This window comes from Methylobacterium sp. E-012, assembly GCF_057836545.1.
Genome location: NZ_JBYQEY010000001.1, coordinates 4,746,447 through 4,768,541 on the forward strand (window position 1 = coordinate 4,746,447; position 22,095 = coordinate 4,768,541).

A 22,095-nucleotide genomic window follows, 5' to 3' on the forward strand; every position below is an offset into this window, starting at 1 on the left:
AGGCTGGAATAAATCTAAACAAGGCGTCTCGCCGTGTTTTCGCCGCGCGACGGGAGCATCGGCGGCGCCCGAGCGACCGGCGACCCAGGCAAGCCGCTCTCACAGGTTGTGATCCAGGCCGATTGTTTCGTCTCAGGCGCGGGGGCTAGATCATGGGCGATCGATTGCGATCCGGAACCGATCGGGCGATGGCGGTTCGGCCATCCCGGGCATGACATGAGCCTCGGCAAACGTTTCCTGCGTCACCCCGTCGTGCAGCGCGCGCTCGGTCGCCTCGCGGCGTCCTATCTGCGGCTGGTGCAGCGGACCAACCGCTTCGCGATCCAGGCCGGCGGCACGCCGACCGGGCGGGTCGACGCCTGGATGGACGCGCGCACGCCGCTCATCGCCGGCATGTGGCACGGCCAGCACATCATGATGCCGTTCATGCGCCGACCGAGCGACCGGGTCGCCACGATCATCTCGCGGAATGCGGACGGCAACATCAACACCATCGCGCTGGAACGGCTCGGCGTGCGCGTGATCCGGGCCTCCGGCGCCCGAGGCCGGAGCCGGGCGACTGACGTTCGCGCCAAGGGCGGGGCCGAGGGGCTCCGGGCCATGCTGCGGGCGCTCAGGGACGGCGAATCGGTGGCCTTCAGCGCGGACGTGCCGAAGCTCTCGCGCCGGTGCGATGCCGGGATCCTGACCCTGGCGCGCCTCTCCGGCCGGCCCATCGTCCCGGCCGCCGTCGTGACGAGCCGGCATCTGCGCTTCCGATCGTGGGACCGCGCCTGCCTCGGCCTGCCCTTCGGACGCGGCGCGATCGTCCTGGGCGACCCGATCTATGTCCCGCGCGACAGCGCCGGGGAGGCCTTCGAGAGCCTCCGGCGCTTCGTCGAATCCGAGATGGATCGGGTCCATGCGCGCGCCTACGCGATGGTCGGACGCGCCGACCGGGCGGCGCTCTACCGCGCGGCGTCACCGGCCGCCGCGTCGGCGCCGGTGGGAGACGCCGCGTGAGGCGCCCGTCCGTGACCCTGCCCCTGCAGGTCTACCGGGCCGGGCTGCGGATCGGCGAGCCGGCGCTGACCGGGCTGCTGGCGTGGCGGGCCCAGCGCGGCAAGGAGGATCCGTTGCGCCTCTCCGAGCGGCGCGGCCTGCCCGGCCGGGCCCGCCCGGTCGGGCCGTTGGCCTGGATGCACGGCGCGAGCGTCGGCGAATCGCTGTCGCTGATCGGGCTCGTGGAGGGCATGATCGGCCGCGGCTTCTCCGTGCTGGTGACCACGGGCACGCGGGCGGCCGCCGAGCTGATCGGCGCCCGCCTGCCGGTCGGCGCGGTCCATCAATACATGCCCCTCGATGCGCCGCGCTGGATGGGGCGCTTCCTGGACCATTGGCAGCCGAACCTCGCGGTCATCGCCGAATCGGAGATCTGGCCCAACACGATCCTGGCGCTGGACGAGCGCGAGATCCCGCTGATCCTGGTCAACGGCCGCATGTCGGCGCGCTCGTTCCGCGGCTGGGAGCGCTGCCCGCGCACCGCCAAGGCGCTGCTGTCGCGGATCGCCATCTGCCTCGCCCAGACCCAGGAGGACGGGGAACGCTTCGCCAAGCTGGGCGCGCCGCGGGTGAGCATCGCCGGGAACCTGAAGTTCGACGCGCCGGTGCCGCCGGCCGATCCGCAGCAACTGGCCTATCTCGGCGCCATGGTGGCCGGGCGGCCGATCTGGATCGCGGCGAGCACCCATTCCGGCGAGGAGGCCATGATCGCCTACGCGCACGCGCTCCTGAAGGAGCGGTTCCCGCAGCTTCTGACCCTGATCGCCCCGCGGCACCCGGTCCGGGGGGAGGAGGTCGTCGCGTGCGCGACCACGCTGGGCCTGCGCAGCGCCCGGCGCTCGGCCGGGGGGCGGCCCCATCCCTCCGTAGACATCTACGTCGCCGACACGATCGGCGAGCTGGGCCTGTTCTACCGGCTCGCGCCCTTGGGGTTCCTCGGCGGATCGCTGGTCCCGCGGGGCGGCCAGAACCCGATCGAGCCGGTGCGCCTCGATACGGCGGTGCTGCACGGCCCGCACATCGAGAATTTCGGGGCGGTTTATCAGGCCCTCGACCGTGCCGGGGGGGCCGTGGCGGTGCAGGACGGCGTCGAGCTCGCGGCGATCGTGGGTGAACTCCTCGGGGATCGGGCCCGGCTTGCCGGCATGGCGCGGGCCGGGCAGGACGCCCTGCGGCCGTTCGAGGGGGCGGTGGCCCGCACCCTCGCGGTACTCGATCCGTTCGTCGCCCAGATGAAGCTGCAGCGCCTCGACCGCGGCGGCCGCGTGCGCCCGCTCGCGCGGGCCTGATGCGGCCCCCGGGCTTCTGGCAGGCGGGGCCGGATCACCCGTGGGCGCGCGTCCTGGCCCCGGTCGGGGCGGCCTACGGGGCGCTCACGGCCCGGCGCATGGATCGGGTGGGGGTATTGGCGGGGTGTCCGGTCCTGTGCCTGGGCAACTTCACCCTCGGGGGCGCCGGCAAGACCCCCGCGGCGCTGGCGGTCGCGGCGCTGCTCGCCGAACTCGGCCGTCGCCCGGCTTTCCTGTCCCGCGGCTACGGCGGCCGGACGGCCGGTCCGGTGCGGGTCGACCCCGACCGGCACGCCGCCGCGGAGGTCGGCGACGAGCCGTTGCTCCTCGCCCGCCGGGCGCCGACGGTGGTGTCGCGCCACCGCCCGGCGGGGGCCGCCCTGTGCCGCCACCTCGGCGCCGATGCCATCGTGATGGATGACGGGCTGCAGAACCCGTCCCTCGCCAAGGATCTCAGCCTGGCCGTCATCGACGCGGCCGTCGGCCTCGGCAACGGGCTGCCCGTCCCGGCGGGCCCGCTGCGCGCGCCGCTGGCCCGGCAATGGCCGCATGTCGGCGGTCTGATCGTGATCGGCGACGGCGCGCCGGGCGACGGGATCGCCCGGGCGGCGGAGAGCCGGGGCCTGCCAATCCTCCGGGCGCGCTTGGTCCGGGAATCGGAGGCGCTGGCGGGGCGGCGCTGCCTCGCCTTCGCGGGGATCGGGCGCCCGGACAAGTTCTTCGCGACGCTGGCCGAAGCGGGCGCGGTGATCGCCGGGCGCCGTGCCTTCCCGGATCATCATCCCTATCGGGATGCGGAGCTGACGGCCCTGGCCGGGGAGGCGCTCCGGCTCGGGGCCGATCTCGTCACCACCGAGAAGGACGCCGCGCGCCTGCCCCCGAGCTTCGCGGCCCGGGTGCGCGTGCTGCGCGTGCGCCTCGTCCTCGACGACCCGGAGACCCTGCGCCGGCTGCTGCGGCGCGCGCTCGAACCCGCCCCGTGACGGTCAGGGCCGGCCGGTCTCCTTGAGGCGCTTCAGGATCGCCTCGGGGGAGGCATAGGCCTCCTGGCGCAGGGCGCTCCAGTAGCGCAGGGCGTCGAGGGGGATCGGCTCGCCGGTCACGGCGCAGCGCACGAAGCTGCCGGGCTTGACCACCCGCATGGTCCCGTCGCCATACTCGACCACCGCTTCGCCGTTATTCGCCCGCTCGTAACGACCCAGCACGTCCGCCTCCTGCTCGTTGCGGCCTTCTACACGATCGGCGCCGGCCGCGATGCCCCCGGGGGCTCAGCCCAGCATGGACCGGGTCTGGTCGCCCGCCAGAACGGCCCGAGCCGCCGCGGCGTCGACATGCATGCGCTCCACCAGGGCGTCGGCGCTCACGAACCGTTCCTCCCCGCGGATGTACCCGACGAATTCCACGGCGATCTCCTGGCCGTAGAGATCGCCGGAGAAGTCGAACAGGTAGGTCTCCAGGAGTGGCGCGCCGTCGTCGAAGGTCGGGCGGCGGCCGTAGCTGGCGACGCCGTCGCGGAACCGTCCCGATTCCAGGCGCACCCGCACCGCGTAGATCCCGTGGCCCAGGCCGCAATCGGGCAGCATCACGTTGGCGGTGGGGAAGCCGAGTTGCCGGCCGCGCTTGTCGCCGTGGCGGACGGGGCCGAGGACGAACCAGCGATAGCCGAGGAGGCTGTTGGCGCGGGCGACGTCCCCGGAGGCGAGGGCCGCGCGGATCGCGCTCGACGAGACCGGCTCGGCCTCGCTTCCGAGGGCGACCGGCGCCACGATGTGGCAGCTCATGCCCGCCTCCCGGCACAGCGCGGCCAGGATCGCGGGCGTGCCTTCGCGGCCACGGCCGAAATGAAAATCGTGGCCGACGACCACCCCGGACAGGCCGAGCGATCTCCCCAGGAAATCGAGCACGAAGGCGCGCGCGCCGGTGGCGGCCAGCGCCCCGTCGAACCGGCGCACGATCAGGCCGTCGAGCCTAAGGCGCGCGAACACGATCTCCTTGGCGGCGAGGCCGGTGAGGCGGAACATCGGCGCGTCCGGGGTGAAATAGGCCCGCGGATGCGGTTCGAAGGTCAGGACCACGGCGGGCCGGCCGGCCTCCCGAGCCGCTGCCCGCACGCTCTCCACGAGCACGCGGTGGCCGAGATGGACGCCGTCGAAATTGCCGATCGCCGCCACGGCCCCCGTCAGGGCCGGCGGCACCGGCGCGTCGGGGCGGCAGATGGTGAAGGACCGCGCCGCCGTGTCGTCGCCTGGGGCCATCGTTTGGGAGTCGGATGCTGGGAAGGGTCGGGGTGGGGTCGGGTGAGGTCGCCTGCCATGCCCGCGAGGGGCCCGACGCGGCCGGGACCCTGCCGAAAGGTGCCCGGAGGGTCAAGCGAGGGGGTGCCGCAACGCAACACCGAGCCGAGTCATGCGTCGGCGGTGTCGATTAACGGCTTCGCAATGCGCACGCGCTATTTAAAATGCCGTGCAGCGCAGCTAAATTGCAGCCTTAGCGAAGCGTTAAACTTTCCGGGAGCCGCCGCGGCTTCCCGCCGGGCAATACGGAGTAGTTGTTCGATGGCTCTCGACTTGAGCATGCCGATCCTCGTTGTTGACGATTATCAGACGATGGTTCGCATCATTCGTAATCTTCTGAAGCAGCTCGGCTTCGAGGAGGTCGATGACGCTTCCGATGGCACCGAGGCGCTCGCCCGTCTCAAGGACCGCAAGTACGGTCTCGTGATCTCCGATTGGAACATGGAGCCGATGACGGGGTACGAGCTGCTCCGGCATGTGCGCGCCGACGAAAACCTTCGGACGACGCCGTTCATCATGGTGACGGCCGAATCGAAGACCGAGAACGTCATCGCCGCCAAGAAGGCCGGCGTGAACAACTACATCGTCAAGCCGTTCAACGCCGCGACGCTGAAGTCGAAGATCGAGGCGGTCTGCGGCAGCTGATCGGGACCGATGCCACGCTCCCCGCCCCGTCCGGCCGGCTCGTCGATGTCTCGGAAGACAACCAAGCGCGGCGAGGCCCGGCAGGACGGTTTCCGCTCTGAGGAGAACAGCATGTCGTTAGCCGTCGCGCGGCCGGCCGAATCGCGGCTCCGGGAGCCGCAGGCCGTGATCGCCGAGTTGAGCGAGATCGCCGACTACATCGCCCACCTGCGCGAGGAGATCGGTGCGCTGCGGGCGAACGAGATGAGCCAAGACCGGATCCCCATGGCGCATGAGGAGCTCGGCAGCGTCGTCGCGGCGACGGCCGGTGCCACCAACACGATCATGGAAGCCGCCGAGGCGATGCTCGGGCTGCCCGACGGGCCGGGCTACCGCGACGCCGTCGAGGAACGCATCAACACGATCTTCGAGGCCTGCGCGTTCCAGGACATCACCGGGCAGCGGATCGCCAAGGTGGTCGAATCGCTGCGGCTGTTCGAGCAGCGGCTCGCCCGGTTCGTGGGCGCCGTGAAGGCGCGCGATACCGCCTCCATGGACCCGACCGAGCGTGCCCGCCGCGCCCGGGCGGAGGACCTGATGCTCCACGGCCCCCAGGCCGATCAGCAGGTGCCGTCCCAGGACGATATCGACGCGCTCTTCCGCTGACCCGACTCGCCGAACGCATGTCCGTCGACTCGGCGGCCCCGGGCCGGGTAGAGCCTCTCCGGTGACCTGCCGCCCCCCGGCGGCGGGGAGGAGGTCCCGACAGGCATGGCGGCGCGGTTCTGGTCCGACTTCACCACCGAGGAACTGGCGCGCCGGGATATGCGGCGCGCGGTCGCGGTGCTGCCCGTGGCCGCCATCGAGCAGCACGGGCCGCACCTGCCGCTCGCAACCGACACTGTCATCGCGGAGGGCTACCTCGCCGCCGTTCGCGACCTCGTTCCCGCAGATCTCGACGTGCTACTCCTGCCGGTGCAGGCCGTGGGCAAGTCCGACGAGCACGATGGCTTCCCGGGAACGCTCTCCCTCGACACCGGGACGGCGCTGGCCGCCTGGACAGGGATCGGCGTTGCGCTCCACCGGGCCGGCTGTCGCAAGCTCGTGATCGTCACGAGCCACGGTGGCAACAGCGCCATCATCGACCTCGTGGCGGCCGAATTGCGGGCGCGCTGCGGCATGGTGGCGGTGACGACCGCCTGGGCGCGGTTCGGCTATCCGGAAGGCCTGTTTCCGGAGGGGGAGATCGCCCACGGCATCCATGCCGGCGGCGTCGAGACCGCGCTGATGCTGGCCCTGCGGCCGGATCTCGTGCGGGCCGACCGGATCGCCGATTTTCCGCCGCGGTCGCTGGCGATGGTCCGCGACTTCACCCACCTGCGCGCCGGCCGCCCCGCCGCCTTCGCCTGGAAGGCCGGCGATCTCCATCCCTCCGGCGCGATGGGCGACGCGCGGCTCGGAACCGCCGAGGCTGGGCGCGCGGCCCTGGCCCACGGGGCGCAGGTCTTCGTGGCGCTGCTGCGCGACGTGGACGCGTTCGAGCTCGACGGGCCCGGGTCCGCGTAACCGCCGCCGCCGCGGGCCGAAAGGACCGATGCGCCGGCTCGACCCGTCGGCGTATGGGAGTTCAGGCCATGCGCCCTTTCGCCTCGCTCGCCGTCGCCCTGCTGTGCGTCGCCCTCCGCCCGGCCGCGGCGGCGGAGCGGCCCGTGATCGTCGAGCTCTTCACCTCGCAGAGTTGCTCGTCCTGCCCGCCCGCGGAGGCGCTGATCGGCCGGCTCGTCCAGGAGCGTGCCGACGTTCTGCCGCTCGCGTTCCACGTCACCTACTGGAACCATCTGAACTGGCGCGACCCCTACGCCCTGCCGGCCGCGACCGCGCGCCAGGACGCCTACGCCGCCCGCTTCGGCGGCTCCAGCTACACCCCGCAGGCCGTGATTGACGGGCAGGTGGGCCTCGTCGGATCCGATGAGGCGGCGCTGCGCGGCGCGATCGCCCGGGCCCGCGGGGCCGGGCCCGGCATCCCGGTGGCGCTGGCCCGGGACGGCGACCGGATCGTCGCGCGGGTCGGCCCCGGGAGCGGCACGGCGCATGTCCTGCTGATCGGGTTCGATCCGAGCCACACCACCCGGGTGCTCCGCGGCGAGAATGCCGGGCAGACCATCGCGCAGGCCAACGTCGTCCGCTCGCTGCACGATCTCGGCCGCTGGTCGGGGGGCGCCGCGACCTTCCCGGCGGCGCGTCCCGAGGGCGAGAATGCCGCCGTGCTTCTGCAGGCGGAGGACGGCCGTATCCTCGGCGCGGCGCGCCTCGGCACCCCCGGCACCGGGGCCGAGCGGGAGGCCCTGCGGTGATCCTCACCCTGCCGGCCGGACCCGCTCCGCGCGGCTGGTCGCTGGCGTTGGGCACCGAGCAGGCGCAAGATGCGGCGCGAGCCGGAGAACGGAACGGCGGCGGAGCCCGGATGGTGCTCGAAGACGAACTCTCGGCGCTGATGGCCGCGGCACAGGGCGGCGATACCGCCGCCTATCGCGCGCTGCTGAAAGCCTGCCTGCCCGTGGTGTCGGCGATCGCCCGGGCGCAGGGCGTGCGCGGCGAGGCGGTGGACGATGTCGTGCAGGATGCGCTGATGACCGTCCACCGGGCGCGGGCGAGCTACGATCCCGGCCGCCCGTTCATGCCCTGGCTGCGGGCCATCACCCAGCGCCGCGCGATCGACCGGCTGCGCCGGGCCGGCCGGCGGCCGCGGGAGGTCAGCGACCCCCTGTCCTACGAGGCGGAGGTCGATCCAGGCCCGCCTCCGGGACAGGGGTTGGAGGCGCGGGACCGCGCCGCCGCCCTGGCCCGCGCGGTGGCGGCCCTGCCCGAGGGGCAGCGGCAGGCGGTGGAACATCTCGGTCTGCGCGAACTGTCGCTCGACGAGGCCGCGGCGCTGACCGGCCGCACCAAGGGGGCGCTGAAGGTGAATCTGCATCGGGCGCTGAAGGCGCTCCGGATCAGCCTGACGCGGGAGACGGAGTGATGGCCGATCGCGCCGGCTACGACCCCTCCCGTCACGAACGGCTCGTCGAAGCGCTCGCCGGCCGCCTGGAACCGGTCCGGCCCCTGCCCGCGCCGGCGATCCGTGCGACACTGTGGCTCGCCGCGGCCCTGCTGGTCGGGCTGCTCCTAGCCGCGGAGGTCGACACGGCGAGCTTCATGCTGCGCATGCACGTGCCGGATCTCGCCCTGGCGGCCCTCGGCGCCGTCGCCACGGCGGTCACCGCCGCCTACGCGGCCTTCGCGACGAGCGTGCCGGGCCGCTCCGGACGATGGGCGCTGCTGCCGCTGCCGCCGTTGGCTCTCTGGATCGGTGCCAGCGGGATGGGGTGCCTCCGCGACTGGATCGCCCCAGGGGCCGACATTCCGGGCGCCCATACGGTCGCGGGCTGTTTCAGCTTCCTGATCTGCGTCTCGGTGCCGCTGTCGGTGCTGATCGTGGTGATGCTGCGCCGCGCCTGCCCGCTGCGGCCGAACCTGACGGCGGCGCTCGGGGGGCTCGCGGTGGCGGCCGCGGCGGCGGCGCTGCTGATGCCGGTGCACCCGCACGATGCCACTGCGACGGATCTCCTGATCCACGCCGCCGCGGTTGCCATCGTCATCGCCCTGAACGGGCTCGCCGGCGGGCGGCTGCTCGGCCGCGGTGCCGGCCTCGACTGAGCAGCGATAGGCGTCAGTCGGCCGTCGGATCGGCCGCCGGCCAGTCGACGATCCGATCCGGCAACTCGTCCTCGGTGAACTCCTCCTCGTGGCCGGCGAGGCGGCCGCGGATCGAGATCCCGGCCTCGTGCACGCTCGACGCCCGGCCCGAGACCAGGGGATGCCAGGGATAGAGCGGTTCGCCGTCCCGCACGAGCCGGTAGGCGCAGGTCGGGGGCAGCCAGGGGATCGTCCGCACCGCCTCCGGCGTCAACCGGACGCAGTCGGGCACCCGCTTCTGGCGATGGAGATAATCCCGGCACCGGCAGGTGAGGCCGTCGAGCAACGTGCAGCCGATATCGGTGTGGTGAACCTCGCCGGTATCGTCGTCCTCGAGCTTCAGGAGGCAGCACCGGCCGCAGCCGTCGCACAGGCTCTCCCACTCGGACGGGGTCATGGCTTCGAGCGTCTTGGTCCGCCAGAACGGCTCGGCTGCCCCGCGGCGCGCCGCCTCGGGCTTCGGCATGGTCATCGTCTCTCGATCGGGAGGCGCGTCTCTCTGCCCGAGCCGGACCAGCGGGGCAAGCGGGGCCGGCCGGATCGCCCCGCGTGCCCGCCGCGGCGATTCGCAAGCCTGCACAGAGCCTCGCCCGCGGTTGCGGATCCTGCTATGGAGGTCGATGCCGTGCGGTGCCCCGGCCGCGGGATCCACGCCTGCGGCGCGGACGCTCGACCATCCGCCGCGAAGGCTCTCGACAAGCCGGGTCCGACATCGTGCGCCTGCCGACGCTCACCGAGATCAAGGTCCGCCTCGAACGCGCCGCCCTCGCGTTCGATGCCTGGGTCAATGCCAGCCTGTACGATGGCGGCCAGTCCACCGGCGAGGCCTACGAGCGCTTCCGGCGCTTCACGGGCCGCTTCGCCGTGCGCGGCTGGAAGCGCGTCCTCCTCGATCTGACCAGCGAGGGCGTCACCATCGGGACCGGCGGCGCGGTGCTGCTGCTGGCCTTCGCGCAGCCCGCCTTCCAGCTGACCAGCGAGAACTGGCTGAAGCAGCAGGACCTCGCCGTCACCTTCCTCGACCGCTACGGCACCGAGGTCGGCCGGCGCGGCATCAAGCACGACGACTCGCTCAAGCTCGACGAGTTTCCCGACATCATGATCAAGGCGCTGGTCTCCACGGAGGACCGGCGCTTCTACGAGCATTGGGGCATCGACCCGATCGGCACCCTGCGCGCGCTGGTCAACAATTCGAAGGGCGGCAACGGCACGCAGGGCGGCTCCTCGATCACCCAGCAGCTCGCCAAGAATCTCTTCCTGACCAACGAGCGGTCGCTGGAGCGCAAGATCAACGAGGCGTTCCTGGCCCTCTGGCTGGAGAGCCACCTCACCAAGAACGAGATCCTGAAGCTCTACCTCGACCGGGCCTATATGGGCGGCGGCACCTTCGGCGCGGTGGCGGCGGCGGATTACTATTTCGGCAAGCCGCTCAAGGACATCAGCCTCGCGGAGGCCGCCATGCTGGCGGGCCTGTTCAAGGCGCCGACCAAATACGCCCCGCACGTCAACCTGCCCGCCGCCCGCGCCCGCGCGGCCGACGTGCTGCACAACATGGTGGAGGCCGGCTTCGTCACGGAGGGCCAGATCCAGACGGCGCTCCGCAACCCGGCGACGCCGGTCACCCGCACCCGCGACATCACCGCCGACTATTACCTCGACTGGGCCTTCGGCGAGATCAAGGCCATGGCCGATGCCGGCAAGCTGCGCAGCGACCGCGTCCTCACGGTCAAGACGCCGCTGGACCTCGCCATCCAGAAGCGGGCCGACGAGGTCGTGGCCGACACGCTGCGCAAGTCCGGCGACGCCCTGGACGTCGACGAGGCCGCCATGGTGATCCTCGATCCGGACGGGGCGCTGCGCGCCATGGTGGGCGGCGCGGATTACGGCGAGAGCCAGTTCAACCGCGCCACCGATGCGCTCCGCCAGCCGGGCTCCTCGTTCAAGCCCTACGTCTACTCCGCCGCCCTGGCCTCGGGCCTGTTCAAGCCCGATACCGTCGTGGTCGACAGCCCGGTCTGCATCGGCAACTGGTGCCCGCAGAATTACGGCCGCTCCTATTCCGGCCGGGTGCCGATGTGGCTCGCCGTGGCGAAGTCGATCAACACGATCCCGATCAAGATCTCGATCGCGCTGGGCAAGGGCATGGGGATCACCCACGAGGCCCGCGCCGCCAAGGCCGGCCGCGCCAAGATCATCGAGACCGCCCATCGCATGGGCATCACCACGAACCTGATCGACACGGTCTCGATGCCGATCGGCTCGGACGAGGTCACGGTGATCGACCAGGCGGCCGGCTACGCCGTGTTCGCCAACGGTGGCTTCAAGGCCAAGCCCTACGCGGCCATGGAGGTGAAGAACTCCTCGGGCGAGGTGATCTACCGCCACGCCGACGAGGCGCCCGAGCGGGTGCTGTCGCCCCAAGTGGTGGCCGACATGAACTTCATGCTCAACAAGGTGGTCGAGGAGGGCACCGGCAAGCGGGCGCAGCTCGAGGGCATGAAGGTCGCCGGCAAGTCCGGCACCACGAACGCCTACCGGGACGCGTGGTTCGTCGGCTACACGGGCAATTACGTCGGCGCGGTCTGGTTCGGCAACGACGACCACACCTCGACCAACAAGCTGACCGGCGGCTCGCTCCCGGCCCAGACCTGGCACGACGTAATGGAGCCCGCCCACCAGGGCATCGAGATCAAGCCCCTGCCCGGGCTGAAGGAGAGCCCCCGGGCCGCCCAGCAGCAGGCCTCCGGCGGGCCGACCGCCCCGATCGACCCCAATGCCAGCGCCTACGGCAAGCTGTCGCGTCGCTCCTTCGAGGTGATCAACGGCCTGAGCGGGCTGTTCCGCACGGTGGAGCGCGTCCCGGCCGCGGAACCGGCGCCGCGATCCGGGGCCGGCGACGCGCCGAAGGGCGGCCGCAAGCCCGACGACCGCGCCTCGGGCACACCGTCGGCCCGGCCCCGGGCCGTGGCCGAGGGCGTCCGCGCGCCCGCCGGCTTCGTCGAGGTCCGGTGACGGCATGAGGCGCGCGATTTCTGCGCCGGTCAGCCGCGCCGCTGCGTCCGACGGGGCGCCGCAGGGCGGTGCGATCCGGTTCGTCCGGACCCTGTGGCGCAAGAGTTCGGTGGCCGGGCTCGCCGTCTATGCCCTGGGGCTCGGCGGCGTGCTCGGGCTCGCCAGCGCCGACTGGGCGACGCGCGGCGGCTATCCCTTCGGCGGGGTCCAGGTCGGCGCCTGGACGGCGTGGCCGCGGGCCGGCGCCGCCTCCGCCGATCCCTATACCCGCGCGGTCAATGCCCGTCGGGGCGAGATCCCCCTGGCGGTGGGCGAAGGGCTCCTCATGACCGCGTCGGTGGACGATGCCGGCCAGGCGCTCGACGCCACCTGCACCTATCGGATCGGCGGCGGAACGCCCCCCGCCCGGGCCTGGACCATCACGGTCGCCGGCCGCGGCTCGCGCGAGCCCGGCCGCCCGGCCCTGCGCGAGGGCTTCACCTCCACGGAGGTGCTGCGCACGGCCGACGGGCGGTTCGCAGTGGTGCTGGCGCCGGACGTCCAGCCCGGCAACTGGCTCCCGAGCCCCCGGGCGCGCGGTCCGGTCCGGCTGGCCCTGCGCCTCTACGACACGCCGGCGGCCGCCAGCGTCGGATCCCTCGACCGGAACGCGGTGCCGGCCATCACCCGCCTGGGATGCGCGTCGTGAGCCTGCGCGTCGTCTACGCCACGCTGCTCGGCCTCGTGCTGGCCGGGATCGTCCACATCGCGGCGATCCTGGCGATCCCGGTCCTGTCGGAGAAGGATGCCATCTCGCGCGCCGGGACCAGCGAGAGCCTGGATCACCCCCAGTCGATCTACACGGTGGCCACCGGCGACGACCCCTCCCCGCCCGAGGCGTGGCTGCCGATCCCGGATCCCGCCGTAGCGGTGGGCGTCTGCGCCTACGACCTGTCCGATGGGCCGATGCGCGTCTCGGCGCGGACCGGGTCGCTGTCCCTGTCGCTCGCCGCCCATGCCCGCCGCGGCGCCTTCTACGCGGTGACCGACCAGGCGGCGGTCCGCGGTGCCCTGGACCTCGTGATCCTCACCCGCGCCCAGTACGACGAGGCCTTGGCCGACGACGACGAGAACGATCCGAGCCGCGACGTGCGCATCGTCGCCCCGGACACGCGCGGCTTCGTGGTGGTGCGGGTGATCGCCGGCCTGCCGAGCCAGCGGCCCGCCGCGAACGCCGCGGTGCAGGGCGTGTCGTGTACCACCGACACGCCGACGGACGAGCCGGCGGGGAAGGATTCGTCCGGCAAGGGTGCGGGGCGGTAGCGGGACCGCGGCCTGTTGATCGGCTGTGGTCGCCCCGTGTCGGGCCTATCGTTGGCCGTCAGAGCGTCCTCGAACCGGACCTTGGGGCGGGCGCGGCGGAAACTGACCTGCCGCATCCTGTCGGATACCGGAACCGGCACGATGCCGGAGGTCCTTGCTTCCGCATCGTTTTTCTTCGAAAGCCGGAGGCCACCTGTCGGGACGATGCTCGCGTGCCGGGCGGCGCGGCGATCTACGAGCCGTCCAAACGTTTCGCAAGCCGGAAGTCGCTGGGCGACACACCGAACTGGTCCTTGAAGCGGCGGGAGAAATGGGCCTGGGTGGTGAAACCGCTTCCGTAGGCCAGCATTCCGATCGGCAGATGAGCGCAGCCCGGGTCCGCCAAGCGCGCGGCCGCGACCTCCAGCCGGCGCTTCCAGATCCAGTCGGAGATGTGTTGCCCGCGCTCGTGGAACAATTGCTGCAGCCGACGCAGCGACACACCGACCGCAGCGGCCAGCTGCGGTGGGTCGAGGGTCGGATCGCTCAAGTGCGCTTCGATATAGGCCTTGGCCCGCTGGACAACGACAGTGCCGTAGAGTGGCTGGGGCACCTCCCGCGCTATCCGCTCGGCGATGCTGGCGACGATCAGGTCCACGCCGATCGACGCCATGCGGTCGGCCGCGTCAGGCGTCATTTGATGCCCCACCTGGATCAACTCGTTCAGAAAGGTCAAGGCTAGGCTCGTGGAGGCGAACTCAGACCCCACGGTCAACGAAGTGTAGAGCCGGGTCGGACCGAGGACGCTCTCCAGGCGCGTGCGTGGTATCTGAAGAACGAGGCAGTCTGAGCCTCTGCTCGTGGTCAGCACCGTTGGCCGGTGGTCGATCACCACCAGGTCACCCTTCCGTTGCACCGAACTCCGATCGTCCTGGCAAGATGTCGCCCGGCCGGCATACGTGAAGGTCGCCATGACAAGTCCGTCGTCGCCGTGACGCGGAATCAGGCATGTCGTCGCCTCGTTTCGCACGGCGCCCATCGTGCTGCGGTTCATCGCGATGGATCCGACGCGGGCGACCGCCATTTTGGCTTCGAACACGCTGTCGTCGAGGCGCTGCTGCTCCACCGTCGCGCCAAGCTCGGAAATCTTGTCTTTCCAGGCTTTGAAGGCGTTCCGGGGATGAAGCCCCTCGGTAGAAAACACTGTTTTCATAGGTAGATATTTTTATTCGAAGACATATCGCCAGCCGGCGAATGACACGGTGTCAGCAAGTGTGCGTCCAGAAATCTTGCTTGCAAAATTTTTCAGTTCAGATTTCTCGAGTGAAAGCACAGGTGACGTATTCGGGCTTACAACATTGTGAGATATGCCAGGTACCGATTAGCTCGTTCAGGTTTGGTCTGGGGCGGTCGATCACTACCTGAAGAGTGTCCATCGCGAAGTGTTGAGAGCAATCCGCCCCCGGCAGATGAGCGTATACACCCCGAGCATAAGATCTCAAGACCTCTCGGTTCAGACACGACAACTCGACCCGACGTCAGTTCGTCCGCACCGCGCCAATCGGACTTCATTGAACTCGGCAGCCGATAGCCGAAAATGAGAGTGCTTTCTTTGAAGCAGACTGTATTGCAATAGAGGGGCATGAACGACGGCGATTCGGAAAGGCGTCAAAAGCAATCCGCCGCGCCATGAAATCAGAATGGCAAAGCTTATGGCATCGATGCCGGTTCAGCCTGGTAACCGGTTGTTCGTATTCGATATTACATGCGATAGTGTCTTGCTTGTATCCTCTAATCATTTCGATGCCGTCGCCTAGTTGCTTAAGTGAATTGATGTAAGTTTATAATCGGCATATCAACAATCAGTCTCGTCCGGGCGCGATTTATTCAACGTCTGTTAGCGCCAACGAGACGCTCGGAGCATTCGGACTCGATCGCCTGTATCTCCCGCCTGTCGTTTTTCACCTTTCTTAAGCGCGGGATCCTGGTCGATGGCGGCCGTGATCCGCGCTTTCGTCCTCAAAGTCCGATAGATCATCCGTCCGTGAAACAAGCCGTTCCGGTCGTAAGTCTCCGTTTCATCGGGTGGCCAGCATGCGCACGCTCACGGATGCCGCTGAGGGTCGCGAGCGGGCGGAACGGCAACGTCCGCCGCGCTGCCGTTTCGCTCGGGCGTCGACCCGCTGAAATCCAGCCGAAGCGGCAGGCCTGCCGGTGACGGCGTCCAGAGACGCGAGACGCTTGACCTTCGTTTCGCGGCCACACCGGCAACGCCGCCCGCAGCCGCTCAGTCCTTCACCACCAGCGGCCCCGCCTGTGCGACCGGCAACGGCACCGGTCCGAGCCCGCAGCGCGCGGCCGCGTCGGCCGGGAGGAGCGGATCGAGGAGGTTCCGGCGCGCGGCCAGCATCAGGATGGACCGTTCCGCCGAGACCGAGTCCGGGGCCGGCGCCGCGGCGAACAGGTGCTCCAGAGCGAAGCGGTAGCGGGCGAGCCGCAGGCCGGCCTCGAGCCGCACCCAGGCGATCAGGCAGCGGTTCTCGGCGACGCGCTGGGCGGCGTCCCGCACGTCTGCGGCCTCGAGGGTCTTGGCGAAGGGCAGGCTGCGCAGGCGCGCGGCGTCCGCGTCGATCACCCGGGCGGCCAGCGCCGTGAACAGCGGGATCAGGCGGGCATCCGCCGTGGCATCGTCGCCGAGCTGGCGGTAGCGGGACACCGGTGAGCGCGACGGCTCGGCGGTCAGCGCGTCGTAATAGGCGCCGACTTCCTCGAAGCGCCAGGCCGGCGGCATCGCGTGGGCGCTGGCGAGGCCGAGCAGCAGGTCCTGGAAAGCCGAGAAGGAACTTGCCGGCTGCACGAACCGCCAAGCGCGGTCGCGCAAAGCCTGCTCGTCGTCGGTGAGCCCGGAATCCAGCAGGAGCCGACCGCGGTCATGGGTGCTGAAGCTGCCAGTCGTGTCGATGAGCCCGTTCCAGACCCCCGTCCGCGGCCGGCCGAAATCGCCGCCCTGCGTGCAGGCGGCCAGGAGCGCCAGCGTCACGCCGGCGGGCACAAGCCGGGCCGCTGCGAATGCGCGGCGGACGCGGCCCTGACGGACCGGCCTTGGGGCGTTGGCGGACACGGCGCGTCGCCGCTCGGGCATCGCCGGGATGCCGTCAGGAGGCGAGGCGCTCGTAGCGCACGCCGAGGAACAGCAGGATTTCGCCGCGCCGCTCGTCCGAGCGCGGGATCCGGAAGGCTTTCCGCGCCTCCGGGCCGGGGAAGGGAATCACGATCGTGTCCGCGGCCGGGGCGGCCTCGCGCGTCCGGCCCGTCATGGCGACGCACGGGCTGTCGTCGGTCTCCTGCGGCTTGAAAAGGCTCATGGTCTCCGGCTCCTGTCGGCGGTCCGAGCGTCCGGCCCGGGCCCTGCGGAGGGCGTCGGCAAGGGCTACGAGGGCAATCCAACACGGGGTGGTTAACGGACTCTTTCCGGCGAATGCACCGGGATTCGACCCTTCGGACGGGTTGGCGCGCGAATTGCGAAGACGGATTTGCCCATGGCGGGCGTTTCCTCCCTTTGACTTGAGGCCCTGCCCGATCCCGGGCGGGGCCGTTTCTTGTGAGGATGCCCTCGTCCGGAGCGACGCTCGGGCGATGCGGCCCGGCGGCAACACTCCGGCGAAGCGTGGCCGCGACGTCGGCGCGCGGAACCCCCATGAACCTCCGACGCTTGCCTACCGCCCGGCGCGACCGATATGCCGGAGGCCTGTGGAGGGGATCGCCGCGTCGGTCCTCCGCCCGAACGAAATTTGAGGACACCGCTGAATGCGACTGGTTCCGGAACGATCCCTGCGCGCTGTCCGCCGCCGCGGGCTGGCCGCGTTGGCGCTGCTCGCGCTCGCCGCCGGCCCGGCCCACGCCCAACGCGAGGACCAGGGTCTACAGCTCGGCTGTGCGAACGACTATTTCCGCCTCTGCGCCGGCGTCGACCCGAACAGCCCGGACGCGGAGAAGTGCATGACGCGCAACCGCAAGCGCCTGTCGCCCGAGTGCCGTTCGGCCATCGGGGATTACGACAAGCGTACCGGCAGCAAGTCGCTGTCCGACGATTGAGCGCGGATCCGATCGAGACGATCGCGGCCGGCGAGGGGCGTTATCGATGAGCCTGACCGTCGCGGTTCAGATGGACCCGATCCAGAACATCCGGATCGCGGGTGACACCACCTTCGCCCTGCTGCTGGAAGCCCAGCGGCGGGGCCATTCCCTCCTGCACTACACGCCGGACCGGCTCTCGATGCAGGGCCGGCGCGTCACCGCCCGGGTCGAGCGGCTGACCGTCCAGGATGTCGAGGGCGCGCATTTCACCCTGGCGCCGCCGGAGCGGATCGACCTCGCCGAGGCGGATGTGGTGCTGATGCGCCAGGATCCGCCTTTCGACATGGCCTACATCACGGCCACCCACATGCTGGAGCGGATCCACCCGGAGACGTTGGTCGTCAACGATCCCTTCGAGGTGCGCAACGCCCCAGAGAAGCTGTTCGTCCTCGACTTCCCCGAATTGATGCCACCGACCCTGATCAGCCGCGACAAGGCGGAGATCGAGGCGTTCCGGCTGGAGCACGGCACCGTGGCGATGAAGCCGCTGCACGGGCACGGCGGCGCGGCGGTGTTCAAGGTCACCGAGAAGGACCCGAATTTCGGCTCCATGTTCGACCTGTTCGCCACGACCTTCCGGGAGGCCTGGGTGGTGCAGCGTTACCTCGACCGGGTGACAGAGGGCGACAAGCGCATCATCCTGGTCGACGGCGTCCCCATGGGCGCGGTCAACCGGGTGCCGGCGGCCAACGACATCCGCTCCAACATGGTCCGCGGCGGTGCCGCTTCCGCCTCGGAGCTGACGGAGCGCGAGCGCGAGATCTGCGCCGCGATCGGTCCGGAACTGGCGCGCCGCGGCCTGATCCTGGTCGGGATCGACGTGATCGACGGCCATCTCACCGAGATCAACGTCACCTCCCCCACCGGCATCCGGGCGATCCAGCGTCTCGGCGGCCCCGACCTTTCGGTTGCGGTCTGGGACGCGATCGAATCCCGGATCACGGCGCGCAAGGGCGTGTGATCGAAGCGCCCTCCCGGAGACGTCTCGGCGCACCCCCTCCCCCGCGGAGCTGCGATGGTCACACATCGCTGGCCGAGACGTTCTCTCCTCCCCCTTGCGGCTACGGGCTACACAGGTTTGAGAAACAGGTGCTGTCGCGGACCGCGATGCGTCCTTCTCCCAGGCGGGCTACCGGATGCACACATCTTCGACGCTAGAGGGCAGCGGTCGGATACAATCGCATGTCCCTCCCCCGCAGAGGGGGAGGGAGGGCGCGTGTCATCTCTGGAGCTTGGTCTAAAGTCCAGCCGGAGCGATACAAAACCCGACGTGTGGATCCGGTAGCCCGCAGAGGGGGGAGAGCAGCGGGGCCGTTCACGCCCGTTCTTTAATGAAGATGTCCAAACACTGTGATCCGTCCGCCGCGCTCACGTCTCCGCCTTCGGCGTCGCACTGAGCTCGGCCCAGTCGAACTCCTCCTCCAGCAGGTAATAGGCGTCGTCGCCGATGCGGCCGCGGCGGCGCAGGGCCAGCACCGCGTCGCGGGCCGCCTCGACGGCGTGGCGCCGCGCGGCATCCGCCGGCAGGCTCTCCGGAGCACGGCCCTCCTCGTGCTCCTCGGCCTCCGCCAGGGCCGCGCGGAATTCGGCGCGCAGGGCGTCGGTGGCCGGCTCGTCCTCGGCTTCGGCGAGTGAGTCGAGGGCGGCCTTGTAGGCTGCGGCCCGGGCGCGCCCCGTCTCGCGTCCCACGGGGTCGTCGTCCTCCAACTTCAGGTACGCCAGGAGTGGGCGCAGCGTCAGGCCCTGGACGATCAGGGTGCCCAGCACGGTGAAGAAGGCGGTGAACACCACGAGGTCCCGGTGCGGGAAGGCGGCGGGCAGCGCCAGGGCGGCCGCCACCGTGACGATCCCGCGCATGCCCGCCCAGGACAGGGCGAGGCCGGGGCCGAGACGCGCCGGCGCGCCCGCCTGCCGGAGACCGAGGCCGCGCATCCCGGTGGTCGGCAGGACCCAGGCAAGGCGGGTCACCACTACGGTGGCGAAGGTCGCACCGGCGAGGATCAGGGCCTGCCACGCATCCGCGCCGGTCAGCCGGTCCCGGATCGGATCGATCTGGATGTCGATCAGCACGAAGGCCAGGACGTTGAGCACGAACACCGCCGTGTCCCACACCGCGTAGGAGATCACCCGGGCCCGCGGCGCGGTCACGCCGGGCGCGCGACGGGCAACCGTCACCGCGAAGGTGACGATGGTGAGCACGCCGGAGAGGTCCAGCCGCTCCGCCGCGAGCCAGATCCCGAAGGCGGCGACGAACTGCATCACGATCGCGCTCGCCGGGTCGGTGATGCGCCGCGTGAGGGCGACGAAGATCACGCCGAGGACGGGCCCGACGGCGAGGCTCGCCACCACGCCCAGGAGAAACGCCGGCGCCACCTCGATCGGGTGGAAGGTGCCGGCCATCGCGGCCGCGACGGCGAGGCGGTAGATCAGCAGCGAGGCGGCGTCGTTGAGCAGGCTCTCGCCGCGCAGAATCGTGGCGAGGCGGTGCGGCATCGGCGCGTGCTTGAGCACCGCCAAGGCCGCCACCGCGTCGGGCGGGGCGACCACGGCGCCGAGCACGAGGCAGGCGGCGAGCGGCATGTCCGGCACGATCAGCTTCGCCACCACCGCGACCGCGACGGTCGTGACCGCGACGGCGCCGACCGCCAGCCCGAACACGGCGCGCCAATTCTCCTTCAGGTCCCGGATGGAGGCATCGAACCCGGCATCGAGCAGCACCGGCGCCAGAAACAGGGCGAGGGCGAGTTCGGGATCGAGGCGCAGATTCGGCACTCCCGGGACGAAGGCGAGGCCGACGCCGCCCAGGGCCAGGAAGGCCGGATAGGGCGCACCGAGCCGGCGCGCGAGGCCAGCCAACAGGACGGCGCCGAACAGGACGCCGACGACCCACTCGAAGATCAGCATGCTGCTGAAAGAGGCGACGCGCGGGACCGTTCCCGATTTCGCCGGCGGGCCGCGTGGGGCGGCGTTGCGCCTGCGGCGACCGCCCGGACCGGGGCGCGGGCCACCACGACGGTCTTTGCAGGACCCGCGCGCTCGCCTAACCCTTGGCCTGGGACACCACAGGACCGCCGATGCCCGAGACCCCCGTCTTCACCTCCGCGGCCGTCGCCGCCCCCCACGACCTCGCCGCGCAGGCCGGCCAGACCGTTCTCGCCCAGGGCGGCAACGCCGTCGAGGCGATGGTGGCGATGGCAGCCTCGATCGCGGTGGTCTACCCGCACATGAACGGGATCGGCGGCGACGGGTTCTGGCTGGTGCGGGAGCGCGGCGGCCGGGTGCGCGGCATCGAGGCCTGCGGCCCGGCCGGGCGCCTCGCCACGATCCAGCGCTACCGCGAGAAGGACTACGACGCGATCCCCGCCCGCGGCCCCGACGCGATGGTGACGGTGGCCGGGGCGGTCGGCGGCTGGCGCCTTGCCCTGGACCTGGCCCGGGCGCTCGGCGGGCGCCTGCCCCTGGAGACGCTGCTCGCCGACGCGATCGGGCAGGCGCGCAACGGCGTCCCGGTCTCGCCCTCCGAGGCGCGCTATGTGCCCCAGGAACTCGACACGCTCCACGACGCCCCGAATTTTGCCCCGACCTTCCTGAAGGACGGGAAGCCCTATCCGGCGGGCGAGACCCGGGCGTTGCCGCGCCTCGCCGCGACCCTGGAGCAGCTCGCCCATGCGGGGCTCAACGATTTCTACCGCGGTGACGTGGCCCGGGAGATCGGCGCCGACCTGGAACGCCTCGGCGCGCCGGTGACCCGGGCGGACCTCGAAGCCTACGCGGCCGTCGAGCGGGCGCCCCTCTCGATCCGGCGCCGCGACGCGACGCTCTACAACTTCCCGCCCCCGACCCAGGGGCTGGCCGCGCTCCTGATCCTCGGGATCTTCGACCGCCTGACCATCGCCGAGGCGGAGAGCACGGCCCAGTACCACGGGCTGATCGAGGCGACGAAGCGGGCCTTCGCGATCCGCGACCGGGTGGTGACGGATTTCGGCCGCCTGCGGCACGACCCCGCCGCCTTCCTGACGCCCGAGCGCCTGGCCCGCGAGGCGGCCCAGATCGATATGGGCCGCGCCGCCCGGGTGCCCCTTCCCGATCCGGGCCACGGCGACACGGTGTGGATGGGGGCGATCGACAAGGACGGGCTCGCCGTCTCCTACATCCAGTCGGTCTACTGGGAATACGGCTCCGGCACGGTGCTGCCGGCCACCGGCATCTGCTGGCAGAACCGGGGCATGTCGTTCTCCCTCGACCCGGCGGCGGTGAACCCGCTGGAGCCCGGTCGGCGGCCGTTCCACACCCTGATCCCGGCGCTGGCCTGCTTCGATGACGGCCGGGTGATGAGCTACGGCAGCATGGGCGGCGACGGCCAGCCGCAATTCCAGGCGCAGATCTTCAGCCGCTACGCCGATTACGGGATGTCAGTGGCCGACGCCGTCGACGCCCCGCGCCTGCTCTACGGCCGGACCTGGGGAGCGCCCTCGCTCAGCGTGAAGGTGGAGGACCGATTCGACCCGGCCTGCATCGCGGCCCTCGGGCGCCTGGGCCACGAGATCGAGGAGCTTGGCGGCTCCTACATCGACTCCCTGGGCCATGCCGGCATGCTGGTCCGCCACGCGCGGAACGGGCGGATCGAGGCCACCCACGATCCGCGTTCGGACGGTGGGGCGCTGGGCCTCTGAGCCGGC

22 protein-coding genes are annotated in these 22,095 nt (G+C 71.0%); 15 read left to right on the forward strand and 7 right to left on the reverse strand.

The genetic code is table 11. From position 1 onward, the window contains the following. Positions 1 to 216: 216 nt before the first annotated feature. The 3 genes from AC3IF1_RS22705 to lpxK are packed head-to-tail and all read left to right on the forward strand — an operon-like array spanning position 217 to position 3,313. Positions 217 to 1,002 (forward strand): lysophospholipid acyltransferase family protein, encoded by a 786-nt coding sequence (locus AC3IF1_RS22705; RefSeq protein WP_243967993.1) that lies wholly within the window; start codon positions 217 to 219, stop codon positions 1,000 to 1,002. Beyond that, positions 999 to 2,330 carry a 3-deoxy-D-manno-octulosonic acid transferase gene (locus tag AC3IF1_RS22710; RefSeq protein WP_489219451.1) on the forward strand — a complete coding sequence of 444 codons (1,332 nt, stop codon included), beginning with the start codon at positions 999 to 1,001 and terminating at the stop codon, positions 2,328 to 2,330. The genes AC3IF1_RS22705 and AC3IF1_RS22710 overlap by 4 nt, the downstream gene beginning before the upstream one ends. Beyond that, the gene (gene lpxK / locus AC3IF1_RS22715) at positions 2,330 to 3,313 is read left to right on the forward strand and encodes a tetraacyldisaccharide 4'-kinase (protein WP_489219452.1); all 984 of its coding nucleotides are present in this window, start codon (positions 2,330 to 2,332) and stop codon (positions 3,311 to 3,313) included. The genes AC3IF1_RS22710 and lpxK overlap by 1 nt, the downstream gene beginning before the upstream one ends. Before the next feature lie 3 nt (positions 3,314 to 3,316). Here lpxK and AC3IF1_RS22720 read toward each other — a convergent pair whose 3' ends face one another. Continuing rightward, a complete protein-coding gene (locus tag AC3IF1_RS22720) occupies positions 3,317 to 3,535 on the reverse strand; it encodes a DUF2093 domain-containing protein (protein WP_161393655.1) in 219 nt (72 codons plus the stop codon). Between the two features lie 63 nt (positions 3,536 to 3,598). Further along, positions 3,599 to 4,585: a bifunctional riboflavin kinase/FAD synthetase gene (locus tag AC3IF1_RS22725; protein ID WP_489219453.1), complete on the reverse strand. Its 987-nt coding sequence runs from the start codon at positions 4,583 to 4,585 to the stop codon at positions 3,599 to 3,601. Between the two features lie 300 nt (positions 4,586 to 4,885). Between AC3IF1_RS22725 and AC3IF1_RS22730 the strand changes: the two genes are divergently transcribed. From AC3IF1_RS22730 to AC3IF1_RS22755, 6 genes are all read left to right on the forward strand, one after another. Continuing rightward, positions 4,886 to 5,269 carry a response regulator gene (locus tag AC3IF1_RS22730; protein WP_091719055.1) on the forward strand — a complete coding sequence of 128 codons (384 nt, stop codon included), beginning with the start codon at positions 4,886 to 4,888 and terminating at the stop codon, positions 5,267 to 5,269. Between the two features lie 111 nt (positions 5,270 to 5,380). Beyond that, positions 5,381 to 5,914, forward strand: a complete 534-nt coding sequence (locus AC3IF1_RS22735; protein WP_489219454.1) for a protein phosphatase CheZ — start codon at positions 5,381 to 5,383, stop codon at positions 5,912 to 5,914. Between the two features lie 105 nt (positions 5,915 to 6,019). Then, a complete protein-coding gene (locus AC3IF1_RS22740; protein WP_489219455.1) occupies positions 6,020 to 6,814 on the forward strand; it encodes a creatininase family protein in 795 nt (264 codons plus the stop codon). Positions 6,815 to 6,882: 68 nt separating this feature from the next. Beyond that, the gene (locus AC3IF1_RS22745) at positions 6,883 to 7,602 is read left to right on the forward strand and encodes a DUF1223 domain-containing protein (RefSeq protein WP_489219456.1); all 720 of its coding nucleotides are present in this window, start codon (positions 6,883 to 6,885) and stop codon (positions 7,600 to 7,602) included. A 110-nt stretch (positions 7,603 to 7,712) separates the two neighbouring features. Next, complete coding sequence (locus tag AC3IF1_RS22750; RefSeq protein ID WP_489220446.1) at positions 7,713 to 8,270, forward strand: sigma-70 family RNA polymerase sigma factor; 558 nt, start codon at positions 7,713 to 7,715, stop codon at positions 8,268 to 8,270. Next, the gene (locus tag AC3IF1_RS22755; RefSeq protein ID WP_489219457.1) at positions 8,270 to 8,947 is read left to right on the forward strand and encodes an NrsF family protein; all 678 of its coding nucleotides are present in this window, start codon (positions 8,270 to 8,272) and stop codon (positions 8,945 to 8,947) included. The genes AC3IF1_RS22750 and AC3IF1_RS22755 overlap by 1 nt, the downstream gene beginning before the upstream one ends. Before the next feature lie 13 nt (positions 8,948 to 8,960). Here AC3IF1_RS22755 and AC3IF1_RS22760 read toward each other — a convergent pair whose 3' ends face one another. Further along, positions 8,961 to 9,452, reverse strand: a complete 492-nt coding sequence (locus tag AC3IF1_RS22760) for a YcgN family cysteine cluster protein (protein ID WP_243968055.1) — start codon at positions 9,450 to 9,452, stop codon at positions 8,961 to 8,963. Between the two features lie 248 nt (positions 9,453 to 9,700). On the opposite strand from AC3IF1_RS22760, the gene AC3IF1_RS22765 reads away from it, so the two are divergent. The 3 genes from AC3IF1_RS22765 to AC3IF1_RS22775 are packed head-to-tail and all read left to right on the forward strand — an operon-like array spanning position 9,701 to position 13,300. Next, positions 9,701 to 11,998, forward strand: coding sequence for a transglycosylase domain-containing protein (locus AC3IF1_RS22765; protein ID WP_489219458.1), 2,298 nt, complete (start codon positions 9,701 to 9,703; stop codon positions 11,996 to 11,998). 4 nt (positions 11,999 to 12,002) lie between these two features. Next, on the forward strand, positions 12,003 to 12,686 hold the full coding sequence (locus AC3IF1_RS22770) for a DUF1214 domain-containing protein (protein ID WP_489219459.1): 684 nt from the start codon (positions 12,003 to 12,005) through the stop codon (positions 12,684 to 12,686). Further along, positions 12,674 to 13,300: a DUF1254 domain-containing protein gene (locus tag AC3IF1_RS22775; RefSeq protein ID WP_243968006.1), complete on the forward strand. Its 627-nt coding sequence runs from the start codon at positions 12,674 to 12,676 to the stop codon at positions 13,298 to 13,300. Before AC3IF1_RS22770 ends, AC3IF1_RS22775 begins: the two co-directional genes overlap by 13 nt. 232 nt (positions 13,301 to 13,532) lie before the next feature. On the opposite strand, the gene AC3IF1_RS22780 is transcribed toward AC3IF1_RS22775, so the two are convergent. The 3 genes from AC3IF1_RS22780 to AC3IF1_RS22790 form a co-directional block, all read right to left on the reverse strand. Beyond that, on the reverse strand, positions 13,533 to 14,492 hold the full coding sequence (locus AC3IF1_RS22780; protein WP_489219460.1) for a helix-turn-helix domain-containing protein: 960 nt from the start codon (positions 14,490 to 14,492) through the stop codon (positions 13,533 to 13,535). 1,074 nt (positions 14,493 to 15,566) lie between these two features. Next, a complete protein-coding gene (locus tag AC3IF1_RS22785; protein WP_489220447.1) occupies positions 15,567 to 16,331 on the reverse strand; it encodes a hypothetical protein in 765 nt (254 codons plus the stop codon). A gap of 103 nt (positions 16,332 to 16,434) precedes the next feature. Further along, positions 16,435 to 16,644, reverse strand: coding sequence for a hypothetical protein (locus tag AC3IF1_RS22790; RefSeq protein ID WP_243968010.1), 210 nt, complete (start codon positions 16,642 to 16,644; stop codon positions 16,435 to 16,437). A 442-nt stretch (positions 16,645 to 17,086) separates the two neighbouring features. Between AC3IF1_RS22790 and AC3IF1_RS22795 the strand changes: the two genes are divergently transcribed. Together AC3IF1_RS22795 and gshB are read left to right on the forward strand one after the other, a co-directional pair. Next, positions 17,087 to 17,374, forward strand: a complete 288-nt coding sequence (locus AC3IF1_RS22795) for a hypothetical protein (RefSeq protein ID WP_243968011.1) — start codon at positions 17,087 to 17,089, stop codon at positions 17,372 to 17,374. A gap of 46 nt (positions 17,375 to 17,420) precedes the next feature. Then, positions 17,421 to 18,377 (forward strand): glutathione synthase, encoded by a 957-nt coding sequence (gene gshB, locus AC3IF1_RS22800; protein WP_489219461.1) that lies wholly within the window; start codon positions 17,421 to 17,423, stop codon positions 18,375 to 18,377. A gap of 407 nt (positions 18,378 to 18,784) precedes the next feature. On the opposite strand, the gene AC3IF1_RS22805 is transcribed toward gshB, so the two are convergent. Next, positions 18,785 to 20,320, reverse strand: a complete 1,536-nt coding sequence (locus tag AC3IF1_RS22805) for a cation:proton antiporter (protein WP_489219462.1) — start codon at positions 20,318 to 20,320, stop codon at positions 18,785 to 18,787. A 170-nt stretch (positions 20,321 to 20,490) separates the two neighbouring features. On the opposite strand from AC3IF1_RS22805, the gene AC3IF1_RS22810 reads away from it, so the two are divergent. Beyond that, positions 20,491 to 22,089: a gamma-glutamyltransferase family protein gene (locus tag AC3IF1_RS22810; protein WP_489219463.1), complete on the forward strand. Its 1,599-nt coding sequence runs from the start codon at positions 20,491 to 20,493 to the stop codon at positions 22,087 to 22,089. Positions 22,090 to 22,095: the final 6 nt, after the last annotated feature.